A 12,528-nucleotide genomic window follows, 5' to 3' on the forward strand; every position below is an offset into this window, starting at 1 on the left:
CCGGTGTCGCACAGCACCGGGGGCGGGGCCCTGTTCCCGTTCCTGTGATCCCACAGGCGACGTGACGGAACCGAGATATGCAGCTACCTAGCGGTAACAAGCCACGCCGTGCGAGATTCCGCCATGCCACCGGCCGGCGGCTGTCCCCCACGTCACTGCGTACCGCAGGAGCACAGCCATGCCTCCGTTCCCCCATCGTGCGCTGCGCGCACTCCTGGCACTGTGTACCGCCGCCGGGCTCGCCTCCCTCACCGCTCCCGCCGCCCATGCCTCCCCCGGCTCCGGCCCCACCGCCGTCGTCGCCATGGGCGACAGCTACATCTCCGGCGAGGCCGGCCGCTGGCTCGGCAACAGCCTCACCAACTCCGGCAGCCGCAACGGCACCGACCGCGCCTGGACGGGCAGTGCCTACGACCCGTCCAAGGTGTACGGCGCCACCGCCGGCGGCTGCCACCGCTCGGACGTCTCCGAGGTCAGGAGCGCCGGCCCGATCGCGAGCTCGCTGATCAACCTCGCCTGCTCCGGGGCGACCACGGCGAACGTCTTCCGCGCCTCCCAGGGCGGCCAGGCCTTCAAGGGCGAGGCGCCCCAGGCCGACCAGCTGGCGGCCGTGGCCGCCGCGAACGACGTCGAGCTGATCGCCCTGTCCATCGGCGGCAACGACCTCGGCTTCGGCGACATCATCAGCACCTGCGCGACCGACTACATCGTCTGGTACTCGTACTGCCACGACGACCAGCAGGCCGCCGTCGACGCGAAGATCGACGGCGCGATGGCCGCCGTCGGCCGGTCCGTCGACGAGATCCGGGCGGTCATGTCCGCCGCCGGATACGCCGCCGGCGACTACCGGATCGTCCTCCAGTCGTACCCCTCCCCCATCCCGCGCGCCGCCGAGAACCGGTACGCGGAGAGCGGCTGGGCCCGCACCAACACCGGCGGCTGCCCCTTCTGGAACGCCGACTCCGACTGGGCCCGCGACTCCCTGGTCCCCCAGATCGCCGACCGCCTCAAGGGCGTCGCCACGGCCAAGGGCGTGCAGTTCCTGGACCTGCGGGACGCCCTCCAGGGCCGTGAGGTCTGCGCCAAGGCGAGCAAGCAGGTCACGTCGACCGTGCCGCCGTCGGCGACGACGAGCGAGTGGGCGCGCTGGATCGACAGCCAGAGCACCCAGGGCCTCGTCCAGGAGTCGATGCACCCCAACGCCTACGGCCAGCAGGCCCTCGGCCGCTGCCTGGCCCTGATCAACGCCGTACCGACGGGGAACCGGAGCTGCCGGAACACGGCCGGGACGGGGGCGTCGGGGATGTACCTCACGACGGGCTGACGCTCGTCACCGTCCTGGTCACGGGAGTGCGATGCCGAGCGGGCGGAGGACCCGCTCGGTCTCGTGGCGGTCCGCGGCGGCCATCGCGCGGACCAAGGCGGCGGAACCGCCGGGCCAGTCCGCCGCCGCCGTGTCGAAGGCGGCGCGGCGGGTCTCCAGGGGGCCCTTCTTGGCCGGCAGCCCGTCGAGGACGTGCAGGGCCCGGGCCGAGGTCCGCACCTGGAGCGGGTCCGCCGGCTCGCCCCGCTCGCGCAGGGCCTCCAGGGCGTAGGCGCCGACGACCGGGTCGCGGAGGGCAGCGCGCAGGGCCTCCGGCGGTGCCCCGGCCGTGTCCAGTACGGCGAAGAGGCCGCGGGTGGCGGCCGCCTCGGAGGTCCCGGCGTGGACGGTGCCGAGGGCGGCGAGCAGCTCCGACCAGGCGTCGGCGGTGTCCATGCGCGCGTGGAGCCAGTCGGCGAGCACGCGCGCGGCGACGGAGGCCGGCCAGCCGCCGGCGGCGGCGACCGCCTCCGGCGCGGTCCATGCGGCGGCCTCGGCGGCGTCGGGCGCGGTGACCCCGCGCACCGCGAGCAGATAGCGCACGGCGCCCGCCCCGCGCGGGGTGAGCCCGAAGGCGTCGCCGCGGCGGAAGACCAGACCGGTGGCGGCGAGGCGGTCGAGGACCGCGGCGAGGTCGCGGGCCGCTCCTTCGAGCCGGGCCCGGTCGGCCTCGGTCAGCTCGACCGTGCCGAGGAGCCGTACGAGCTCCGGCAGGGGCGGGGCGGTGTACTCCTCGGGCGCCGCGTCCGGCACCGGTACGGGCAGGTCCTCCAGGGCCGGGTCGACGTTCCAGTCCTCGTACTCGGCGGCCTTGCGGGCGACGGACTCGGCGGCGCAGCCGCGCTGGTAGACCACGTACAGCAGGTGCGGCGCCTCGCCCCCGTAGGGTTCGAACTCCTCCTCCGCGAGCTCCTCGACGGCGCCGATGAGACTGTCGGCGTCCTCCTCGACGGGCCCGGCCTCGATCGCGGGCGGCGGGGGCACGGGGGCGGCGGGGTCCCCGTGGTAGTCGAGGTGCTCGTCCAGGAGGGCGTCGGCGAGGACGAGGTGGGGGAAGGCGTCGGGTCCCGGCGCGAACCGCGCGTACGGCCCGGCGAGCTGCTCGGCGAGCCCGGCGGCGGTCCACCGGTCCTGGAGCGCGGCGGCGAGCCGGCCGATGCCGGTCGCGACGGCGTGGTCGGTGAGCAGCGGCCCGGCGGCCGGGGGTGCTTCGGCGTCCCGCACGTACGCGCGCGTGAGCGCCTCGGCGAGCAGGACGTCGGCGAGGGCGGTCCGTCCCATGAGGTGGGCGCGGCGCACCCCGTCGGGGAGCGGTGCCCCGTCGAGGGCGGCGAGCCGGCGCCGTACGTCCTCGGGGTCGGTGAGGTCGGCGCCGCAGGTCCGCAGCAGCGAGGCGTACCAGCGGTGCCAGGTGAGGTTGCCGGGGTCGTTCATGGCGCGTTCGAAGTCGGGCGCGGACTCGGCGACGACCGCGGCGATCCGCTCGCGCCGCCCTCCGTCGAACCGTGCCGCGAGGGCCCCGAGGACGGCCGGGTAGTGGGCGAGCTGGCCGGGCGGGGCGTACACGAAGGTCGGCAGGTCCTCCACCAGGAGCTGCCGCACGAGGCCGGGCGTCGGCTCGGGCAGTCCCGTCGCCCGGTCGGCGCCGCGCAGGGCGAGCAGTCCCAGGACCGCTTCGGCGGCCCGCGCGAACGCGGGGTCACGATGCTCGGGCGCTCCGTCGAGGAAGCTGTCGAGCCCGGTGTTGGTGAGAACGGTCTCGGCCACGCTTCCCAGGGTAATTCCGGGAGGCCTGTTCCGGCGGGCAGGCGCCACGGCTCAGGAGTGTCGCCGCAGTTCGCGGGCGACGTGGGTCAGGTGCTGGCTGTGGCCGGCCAGGATCCAGAGGTCGGGGTGCCCGGTGCCGGGCAGGCCCCTGCCGTCGGCGCAGGCCTGGAGCCAGCGGTCCCCCTCGCTGTACCGCGCTCCCCTGAAGGCCGGGGAGGCGACGATCTCGCGGGCGAGCGCGCGGACCGTGAGGTGGTGGCCGGACTCGGCGGGGACCTCGCCGATGAGGAAGGCGTGGTCGGCGGTGTAGCGCAGGGCTCCGCGGAAGGGGTCGTCGCCCGTGTCGGAGACGCGGTCGGCGCTCGCCGGGTCGTGCGCGCCGTAGTCGCCGTGGAGGGGGCGCGGGCCGCGCGCGCCGCCGGCGGGGCGGAGCGGTCCGGGGAGGAGGCGGTCGGCGCGGTACGTCTCGGCCAGGCGCGTCCCGCACCTCTCGGGGCGGGTGCGGGGGAAGGCGCCGGCCAGGAGCACGACGGTGCGCCAGGGGTGGAGGGGGCCGAGGACGTCGAGGGCGTGGAGCGCCGTGCGGTCCGCGCCCCGGTCCTCGTCGACGGCGCCCAGGTCGAGGAGGAGGTCCACCGGGCACCGGGCGAACGCGATCCGCTCCAGGAGCCGGCGGAGCGCTTCCGCGGTCCGTTCGCCGGCGCTCGTCCGGGTGTCGGCGCCCGCCCCGTCGACGGCGCTCCGGCGGATCCGGATGCCGAGGCCGGTGCCGCCGGCGCGGGCCGCCTCGGCGCAGGCCGTCTGCTGGGCGGGGTCGCGTTCGATGCCGGTGACGGGCCTCAGCGGGGGCCGGCCCGCGCCGGGGCCGGGGAAGCCCGGCTCGCGCTCGACGTGGCAGGTGTCGACCCAGGCGGGCCGGTCGCGCTGGACCCGCGCGACGAGGGCCAGGGCGTGGCGCGCGTGGTGGCCGAGGGCGGCCGGGTCGGGGTCGAGGGGGCGGGGCGGCGGGCACGCGGGGGTCCGCTCGCGGCCGACGCGGGGCGGGACGGTCCAGAGCGGCGCCACGACGGCCCGGACGTCCGGCGCCAGTCCGGCGTACGCGGCGAGGGCGCTGGGGCGGGCCGGCAGGGCGGGCACGTAGAGCGGCTCGGACAACGGATCGTTCATCGGCGCCCCCCAGCGGCCCGTCGCTTCCCCTGGTCGCAGGGTGAGGCGCCGTCAGGTCGCGCGAAAGGGTGCGATTTCGGCCAGGAGGAGGGGAGTTCAGCGGACCGTCACGGTCCTCGGCGCCGAGAAGTCGCCCCAGGTGCCGTCCGGGAGCTGGGCGCGGAGGGCGACGGTGTGGCGGGTGCCCGGGGGGTCCTGGACCGAGAAGGTGTAGGTGGCGCGGCCCGGTGGCGGGGCGGTGCCCCAGATGATGGTGGTGGCGAAGCGGCCGTCGAGGTGGAGTTCGTGGCGGGTGACGGGTGCGCCCGTCTCCGGTGGGGTCCAGGTGAGGGTGATCTCGCCCTCGGCGGCCGTCGCGGTGAGGTCCCTGGGGGCGGTGTTCGGCGGGGCACCCGGGGAGGGGGCGGTGGTGAGGTCGGCCGGGGCGCTGTCCGGGGAGGAGTTCTCGGCGGCGTCGCGGGCGCGGACGGTGAACGCGTAGGCGGTGCCGGGGCGCAGTCCGGTGAGGCGGGCGGTGGTGGCGGTGCCGGGGACGGTGTGGACGCGGGTGTCGGCCTGGTAGACGTCGTACGCGGTGACCCGGGTGTCGTCCCGGGCCGGTGACCAGCGCAGGGTGGCGGCGCGGCCGCCGTCGGCGGTGACGCGGAGGGCGGTCGGGGCGGTGGGCGGCGTGCGGTCCTCGGCGGCGGCGGGGAGGGTGGTGGCCGTGACGCCGGCGCTGGGGGGCGAGACGTTGCCGGCGGCGTCGCGGGCGCGGACGGCGAAGCGGTGGCGGGTGGCGGGGGCGAGGCCGACGACGTCGGTCATCAGGGTGGTGGCGGGGAGGTCCTTGACCTTGCGGCCGTCGCGGTAGACGGCGTATCCGGTGACGGCGCGGTCGTCGGCGGCCGCGCTCCACATGACGTGGACCGTGCTCGCGCTGCCCGCGGTGGCGGTGACTCCGGCGGGGACGGTGGGCGCCCGGGTGTCCTTCGGCGCGGGGGCGGCGGCGGTGGAGCAGGCGGTGAGCGCGAGGGCGGCCGTGAGGGCGAGGGCGGCCGACAGGCTTGCGGCGAGCGGTCGTTGCACGGGCGGGCCTCCGTCCGTCGAAAAGGTCCAGACCTATATCGCACAGTCCGCGCCGGGTCGGCAAGGGGGGCGTTGTCAGTGGGGTGCGCTTCACTGGAATCGTCACGCTCCGTAATCGACCCAGGGGGAACCATGACGGACCGTACGACCTATGTGACGCTCACCGGAGTGCGCCGGCGCGGCTGGACCGACGCGATGGTGCGGGACCTGCTCGGCACGCCGGACGTGCAGGGGCGCGATCCCCGCCGCTGGTCCCTCGCGCCCGTGCGGCTCTATCTGCTGGCCAGGGTGGAGGCGGTGGAGCGGACGCCCGAGTTCGCCGAGACGGCCGCGCTCTGCCGGGCCCGGGCGTCGGCCGCCGGGATCCACGCGGAGCGGCGACGGGCCGCCGTCCTGGCCGCGATCCGCGCGGAACCGATCGAGGTGCCCCTGCTGCCCCGGCCCGAGCTGGAGCGGCGGGCCGTGCGGCACCGGCATCTGCTGGGGGCGCGAAGTCCCGGACCGCGGCGGGAGGGAGCGCCGGCCGGGCCGGCCGCGTCCGGGCGCGGATCCGCCCCCGGGACCGGAGCCGCGCCCGGATCCGCGGCAGCGCCCGCGCCCGCCGGGGCGCTCGTGCGGTGGCAGGTGAGCTATCTGCGGCACGCCCTGTCGCGGTACGAGTCGCTGCTCGACGGTCTGTACGGGGCGGTCGGGCGCGGCGAGGCGGAACGGCTGCTGGGGCGGCGGTTGTACGAGGCGATCGCCGCCGCCTACCCCTCGCTGGCCGGGGAGTGCCGTCGGCGGATCGCGGTGGAGCGGTGAGCGGGGCGTGCCCGCCTGCGGCCCGTCAGCCCGTCGGCCTCCGGACCGTCAGCAGGCGGGTGATCGCCCGGCAGGCCGCCGGGATCGGGGCCACGACGCGGACCGCGCAGCGGGCGTGGAGCTCCTCGGCGGCCTCGCCGAGCGGTCCGCCTCCGATGACGACGGCACGGGCCCCGTCGCGTTCGGCGCAGGCGCGGACGGCGCGTTCGAGGCGGTCGAGGAGGAGCGCCGGGTCGGCGGAGAGCCGCTCGGGAGCGCCGGCGGTGAGCCGGAGGCCGGTGTACCGGTCGGCGAGGCCGAGGGCGGTGACGCGCGCGTGGATGGCGTCGGCGAGGAGCGGGGTGGTGGTGGCGATCCCGAAGGGAGTTCCGTCGGCGGCCGCTTCGAGGAGCGCCGCCTCGCCGAGGCCGACCACCGGGATCCCGGCCGGGGCGGCCGCCTCGCGCAGCCGCGCGAGGCCCGGGTCCCCGAAGGCGGCGACCAGCAGGGCGGCGCAGTCGCCCCCGGCCGTGGCGCGGAGGCCCGTGGCGAGGACCTCGGGCGCGGCGGCCCGCAGGGCGTCCGGGTCGGTGAGCATGCGCGGGCCCCGGGCGACGGTCACGCCCCGGACGGGCCGGGCGGGGCCGAGGGCGCGCCGGGCGATGGCGGTCATCATCGCGGTCGTGGCGGCGGAGGTGTTGGGGTTGACCAGCACCACGGCCCCGGGCCCCGCGGCGTGCGCGGGGACCGGGGCGGGCGGTGGGACGGGGAGCGGGTTCAGTGGACGTGCGCCGCCTTCGCCGAGGCGCTGCCGGAGATCTCCTCGCCGGGCTCCATGGGCGCGGTGACCTCGTCGGCGTCGCGGCCCCGGCCCAGGTGGTTGAAGACCACGTTGAGCAGGACGGCGGCGACGCAGCCGGTGGAGATGCCGGAGTCCAGGATGATCTGCGCGGTCTCCGGGAAGGCGTGGTAGAAGTCCGGCTTCGTGATCGGGATGATGCCGACGGCCAGCGAGACGGCCACGATCAGCACGTTGTTGTCCTTCTCCAGGCCGGCCTTGACCAGGGTCTGGATGCCGCTGGCGGCGACCGAGCCGAAGAGGACCACACCGGCGCCGCCGAGGACGGGCCGGGGGACGACCGAGATGAGCGAGGCGGCGACCGGCGAGAGGCCCATCAGGACCAGGAAGCCACCGCCGGCGGCGACGACGAAGCGGCTGCGGATCCTGGTCATGGCGACCAGTCCGATGTTCTGCGCGAAGGCGCTGCACATGAAGCCGTTGAAGAGCGGGCTGAGCGCGGAGCCGAGGGTGTCGGCGCGCAGTCCGGCCGCGATGGTCTTCTCGTCGGCGGGCCGCTCGACGATCTCGCCGAGCGCCAGCATGTCGGCGGTCGACTCGGTCATGGAGACCAGCATGACCACGCACATGGAGATGATCGCGGCGAGGGCGAACTGCGGGGCGCCGAAGTGGAAGGGGGTCGGGAAGCCGACGATGTCGGCCTCCTTCACCGGGCTGAAGTCGGTGACCCCGAACGGTATGGCGATGAGGGTGCCGAGGACGAGGCCGACCAGGACCGCGACCTGCTTGAGGAAGCCGCGGGTGAAGCGGCGGAGCAGCAGGACCACGACGAGCGTGATGCCGGCGAGCGACAGGTAGGTCGTCGAGCCGTAGTCCTCGGCCTTGGGGTTGGGTCCCTGGGCCCAGCCGAAGGCGACCGGGAGGAGGGAGACACCGATGAGGGTGATCACGGAGCCGGTGACGACCGGCGGGAAGAACCGCACGAGCCGGGAGAAGAAGGGGGCCGCGGCGAAGCCGAGGAGTCCGGCGACGATGATCGCCCCGAAGATCACGGGGAGCGCGTCCGCCTTGTTCTCGGTGGTGTCGACGATCGCCAGCATGGGCGCGACACCGGCGAAGGTGACGCCGTTGACGAACGGCAGCTTGGCGCCGATCTTCCAGATGCCGAGGGTCTGCAGGAAGGTGGCGAGGCCGGCGGTGAAGAGGCTCGCGCCGGTGAGGAACGTGAGTTCGGTGCCGGAGAGGCCGACGGCCGCTCCGACGATCAGGGGCGGGGCGACGACACCCGCGTACATGGCGGCGACGTGCTGGAGGCCGCTGGTGAGCATCTTGAGTGGGGGCAGCGTCTCGTCGACCGGATGCTTCTCGCGGTCTTCGGGGGCGGAGCCTGCGTCTGGTGCATTGCGAACCTGGGGCTTGGCGGCCACGGCGGTTCCTCCGGTCGGTTACACGTCGGCGGCGACGAGGGGTTCAGGGAGGTGGTGCGATGCGGTGCGAAGTGCAGGAGGTGCGGCTCGGTGCGGGGTGAAGAGGGTGGAGCGGGGTGCGCGCGGAGGGGGTGCGGCACGGGGACGGGTGCCCGGTGTGGGGGTGCGGGCGTGCTTCACCGTCCCGGGTGGTGCCGTACGTCTTCTGCGTACGGCACCACCCGGTCGGGCTGCCGCGGACCCCGCTCGGGTCCGCGGCGACCGGCCGAGGGCCGTCCCCCTCGGTCGGACTCCATGGGGAGGGTCAGCTCTGGGCCGTGATCCGGGCCAGGCGCTGCGCCTCCGCGCGCGCGTCGCGCGCGATCTGCTCCTCGTCGGCGTACAGGAGCCGGTTGTTCTCGACGATCTGCTTGCCGTTGACGAAGGAGGCGGTGACCGGGGCCGCCGCGCCGAAGACGATGGCGGTGACCGGGTCGGCGATCGAGGAGTGGCCGAGGCCGTCGATCTTCCAGAGGACGAAGTCGGCGAGCTTGCCGACCTCGAGCGAGCCGATGTTGTCGGCGCGGCCGAGGACCTGCGCGCCGCCGTAGGTGCCGAGGCGCAGGGCCTGGCGGGCGTTGAGCGCGGCCTCGCGGTGGGCGCCGAGGCGGTTGATGAGGAGCGCGTTGCGCAGCTCGGTGTGGAGCTCGCCGGACTCGTTGGAGGCGGTGCCGTCGACGCCGAGGCCGACGGGGACGCCCGCCTTGAGCATGTCCGGTACGCGGGCGATGCCGGCGGCGAGGCGCGCGTTGGAGGACGGGCAGTGCGCCACACCGGTCTTGGTGCGGGCGAAGGCCTCGATGTCGGAGTCGTTCATGTGGACGCAGTGCGCCATCCACACGTCCTCGCCGAGGAAGCCGGTCGACTCGAAGTAGTCCGTCGGGCCCATGCCGAAGAGCTCGTGACAGAACTTCTCCTCCTCCACGGTCTCCGAGCCGTGGGTGTGCATGCGCACGCCGAGGCGGCGGCCGAGCGCGGCGCCCTCGCGGAGCAGCTCGGTGGAGATGGAGAAGGGCGAGCAGGGGGCGACGGCGACCTGGGTCATCGCGTCGAAGGAGGCGTCGTGGTACTTCCGCACCGTCTCCTCGGTCGCGGCGAGCGCGCCCTCGGTGGTCTCGACGGCGAAGTCCGGCGGCAGGCCGCCGTCCTTCTCGCTGCGGTCCATGGAGCCGCGGGCCAGGGTGAAGCGGACGCCCATGTCGGAGGCCGCGCCGATGATGGCGCCGGACAGGTCGCCGGAGCCCTGCGGGTAGACGTAGTGGTGGTCCATGGCCGTGGTGACACCGCCGCGGGCCATCATCGCCAGGGAGCCCTGGGCGGCCACGCGGACCATCGACTCGTCGATCCGGGACCACGTCGGGTAGAGCGCGACCAGCCAGTTGAAGAGGTTGTGGTCGGTGGCCAGGCCCCGGGTGATCCACTGGTAGAAGTGGTGGTGGGTGTTGACCAGACCGGGCGTCACCAGGTGACCGGTGGCGTCGATCCGGCGGACCACGTTCTCCAGCCCCTCGGGCGCCTTGCCGGCGCCGATGGACTCGATCCTGTTGTCGGCGACGACGAGGTACCCGGAGGCGTACTCGGTGTCGTTCGCGTCGACGGTCGCGATCGCCGCGTTCTCGATGACGATGCGCTGGGCTGCCGAAGGTGCTGCCATGGCGGTGCTTCCTTCATTCCTCGGGGATGGTTCGGGCACGGCAGGACCCTAGGAGGATTTGAGTGCCGGAGCCGCGTGACGGCTCCGGGTGCCGAGATGGTGGAAGAACAGGTTCAGCAGGACGGCGACGAGCGCGCCCGCGCTGATGCCGGAGCCGAGCACCGTCTGCGCCCAGGCGGGGAAGCCGGCGTAGAAGGTGGGCGCGGCGAGCGGGATGATGCCCGCTCCGAGCGCGACGGCCACCAGGATGATGTTGGAGCTGTCGTCGAGTCCGGCCTCGGAGAGGGTACGGATGCCGCTGACCGCGATCGAGCCGAAGAGGACGATGCCGGCGCCGCCGAGGACGGGCATCGGGACCATGGAGACGACCGCGCCGAGGACGGGGAAGGCGCCGAGGACGAGGAGGGCGCCGCCGGCGACGGCGACCACGTACCGGGAGCGGACCCGGGTCAGCGAGACGACGCCGACGTTCTGCGCGAAGGCGGAGGTCGGGAAGCCGCCGAAGACGGGGCCGAGCAGGGTGGCGATGCCGTCGGTGCGCAGGCCGCGGGTGATGGTCTTCCCGTCGCTGCGGCGCTCGCAGATCTCGCCGAGGGCGAGCATGCCGGCACTGGACTCGGTCATGAGGACCAGCATCACGATGCACAGGGAGAGGATCGCGGCGGGCTGGAACTCGGGGGCGCCGAAGGCGAAGGGGGCGGGCAGGGCCGCGACGGGCGCCTCGCGCAGGGCGCTGAAGTCGGCCATCCCGAAGGGGATCGCGGCGAGGGTGCCGATGAGGAGGCCGAGCAGCAGGGCGATCTGCTTGACGAAGCCCTTGCCGAAGCGCTGGAAGAGCAGGATGACGACGAGCGTGAAGGCGGCGAGCGCCAGGTACTTCATGGACCCGAAGTCCGCGGCGGTCTTGTCGCCGCCCTGGGCCCAGCCGACGGGCACGGGCATGAGGGTGACCCCGATGAGGGTGATCACGACGCCGGTGACGAGCGGAGGGAAGAAGCGCAGGAGCTTGCCGAAGAAGGGTCCGACGGCGAGGCAGAAGACTCCGGCGACCATCACCGCGCCGTAGATGGCGGGGAGTTGGTGTCCGGGGGCGCTGGTCTCGGCGATGGCGAGCATCGGGGCGATGCCGGCGGACGAGGCGGCGTTGACGAACGGGAGCCGGTTGCCGGCGAAGCGTCCGAGGCCGAGGGTCTGCAGGATGGTCGCGCAGCCGGCGATGAGCAGGCTGGCCGCGATGAGCCGTGTCATTCCTGCGGCGTCCAGGCCGACGGCCTGGCCGATGATGAGCGGAGGGGTGACGACGCCGGCGTACATGGCGGCGATGTGCTGGAGTGCCGCGGGGACGAGCCGCGAGGCGGGGAGCTTCTCGTCCACCGGGTGGCACTCGGTCGACGCCGAGGCGGTGGACGGAAGGGTGGAACACGGGCCTTCGGCGTTTGCCGGCCCCTTTGCAGGCTGAGCCATTGTTGTTCCCTCCGGTCCGGTTCACCGGCCCCGCCCGACTGCGGGCGGGCGGGGCCGGTGACGCGGATGCCGCTTAGAGGTTGGTCATGTCGACCGGGATCTGCGCCGTGGCTCCGTCGCGGAGGACGGTGGCCTCGATGAGGCCGTACATGCGGTCGGCGGCGTAGTAGACCTCGTTGTCGTTCTTCAGGCCGAAGGGCTCGAGGTCCACCAGGAAGTGGTGCTTGTTCGGGAGCGAGAAGCGGACTTCGTCGATCTCCGAGCGGTGGTTGATGATGCGCGTGGCCATCTGGTAGAGCGTCTGCTGGAGGGAGTACGAGTACGTCTCCGAGAAGGCCTCGAGCATGTGCTTCTTGGTCTGCTCGTAGGACCGCTCCCAGTTGGGCATGCGCTGGTCGTCGTCGGTCCAGTTGAACCGCCAGCGACCGGACACCTGGGTGGCCAGGATGCGGTCGTACGCCTCCTGGAGCGTCGTGTACTTGTCCTTGATGTAGCCCCAGAACTCCGAGTTGGTGGAGTTCATGACGACGAGGTCCTTGAGGCCGGAGATGACCTCCCACTTCTCGCCGTCGTAGGTGATCTGCGAGACGCGGGTCTCCTGGCCCTTGCGGGCGAAGGAGTGGTTGACCTCGTCGGCGCCGATGAACTTGGAGTTGGCGTCGGAGGAGGCGATGCGCTCCCAGGCGTACTCCTCGATCCGGATGCGCGCCTTCTTGATCGGCTCCTGGCTCGTCACGAAGTGGCGGGCGAGGTGGATGCCGAACTGCTCGGCGGACTCGATGCCGTACTCCTTGGCGAACGCGAAGACGGTGTTCTTCGTCGTGTCGGTGGGGAGGCAGTGGGCGTTCGAGCCGGTGAGGTGGACGTCGTCGAGGTCGCCGGAGAGGGCGACGGAGACGTTCAGGTCCTTGATGTGGTGGGTGGCGCCGTCCCGCGTGATCTTGACGACGCGGTTCTCTGCTTTGCCGTACTGGTTCTGGCCGAGAATCGTGGGCATGTC

At 73.9% G+C, this 12,528-nt stretch carries 10 protein-coding genes; 2 read left to right on the forward strand and 8 right to left on the reverse strand.

From position 1 onward, the window contains the following. Window positions 1–178 precede the first annotated feature (178 nt). Window positions 179–1,324, forward strand: coding sequence for a GDSL-type esterase/lipase family protein (locus ACFYUZ_RS16745; protein ID WP_389309662.1), 1,146 nt, complete (start codon window positions 179–181; stop codon window positions 1,322–1,324). 18 nt (window positions 1,325–1,342) lie between these two features. Here the strand turns inward: ACFYUZ_RS16745 and ACFYUZ_RS16750 are convergent, their stop codons facing one another. From ACFYUZ_RS16750 to ACFYUZ_RS16760, 3 genes are all read right to left on the reverse strand, one after another. Further along, window positions 1,343–3,130: a hypothetical protein gene (locus ACFYUZ_RS16750; RefSeq protein WP_389309665.1), complete on the reverse strand. Its 1,788-nt coding sequence runs from the start codon at window positions 3,128–3,130 to the stop codon at window positions 1,343–1,345. Window positions 3,131–3,181: 51 nt separating this feature from the next. After that, on the reverse strand, window positions 3,182–4,297 hold the full coding sequence (locus ACFYUZ_RS16755; protein ID WP_389309666.1) for a hypothetical protein: 1,116 nt from the start codon (window positions 4,295–4,297) through the stop codon (window positions 3,182–3,184). 96 nt (window positions 4,298–4,393) lie between these two features. Beyond that, the gene (locus ACFYUZ_RS16760; RefSeq protein ID WP_389309669.1) at window positions 4,394–5,365 is read right to left on the reverse strand and encodes a fibronectin type III domain-containing protein; all 972 of its coding nucleotides are present in this window, start codon (window positions 5,363–5,365) and stop codon (window positions 4,394–4,396) included. A gap of 132 nt (window positions 5,366–5,497) precedes the next feature. Between ACFYUZ_RS16760 and ACFYUZ_RS16765 the strand changes: the two genes are divergently transcribed. Then, window positions 5,498–6,166 carry a hypothetical protein gene (locus tag ACFYUZ_RS16765; protein WP_389309671.1) on the forward strand — a complete coding sequence of 223 codons (669 nt, stop codon included), beginning with the start codon at window positions 5,498–5,500 and terminating at the stop codon, window positions 6,164–6,166. Window positions 6,167–6,191: 25 nt separating this feature from the next. Here ACFYUZ_RS16765 and ACFYUZ_RS16770 read toward each other — a convergent pair whose 3' ends face one another. The 5 genes from ACFYUZ_RS16770 to pucL form a co-directional block, all read right to left on the reverse strand. Then, window positions 6,192–6,863 (reverse strand): aspartate/glutamate racemase family protein, encoded by a 672-nt coding sequence (locus ACFYUZ_RS16770; protein WP_389309673.1) that lies wholly within the window; start codon window positions 6,861–6,863, stop codon window positions 6,192–6,194. Between the two features lie 59 nt (window positions 6,864–6,922). Continuing rightward, complete coding sequence (locus ACFYUZ_RS16775) at window positions 6,923–8,371, reverse strand: nucleobase:cation symporter-2 family protein (RefSeq protein WP_389309676.1); 1,449 nt, start codon at window positions 8,369–8,371, stop codon at window positions 6,923–6,925. Window positions 8,372–8,675: 304 nt separating this feature from the next. Continuing rightward, complete coding sequence (locus tag ACFYUZ_RS16780; RefSeq protein ID WP_389309679.1) at window positions 8,676–10,064, reverse strand: 8-oxoguanine deaminase; 1,389 nt, start codon at window positions 10,062–10,064, stop codon at window positions 8,676–8,678. Between the two features lie 48 nt (window positions 10,065–10,112). Then, window positions 10,113–11,528 (reverse strand): nucleobase:cation symporter-2 family protein, encoded by a 1,416-nt coding sequence (locus tag ACFYUZ_RS16785; protein ID WP_389309682.1) that lies wholly within the window; start codon window positions 11,526–11,528, stop codon window positions 10,113–10,115. Between the two features lie 73 nt (window positions 11,529–11,601). Beyond that, window positions 11,602–12,525, reverse strand: a complete 924-nt coding sequence (gene pucL / locus ACFYUZ_RS16790) for a factor-independent urate hydroxylase (protein WP_356906430.1) — start codon at window positions 12,523–12,525, stop codon at window positions 11,602–11,604. Window positions 12,526–12,528 lie beyond the last annotated feature (3 nt).

It is taken from the genome of Streptomyces sp. NPDC004266 (genome assembly GCF_042874095.1).
Classification (GTDB): domain Bacteria; phylum Actinomycetota; class Actinomycetes; order Streptomycetales; family Streptomycetaceae; genus Streptomyces.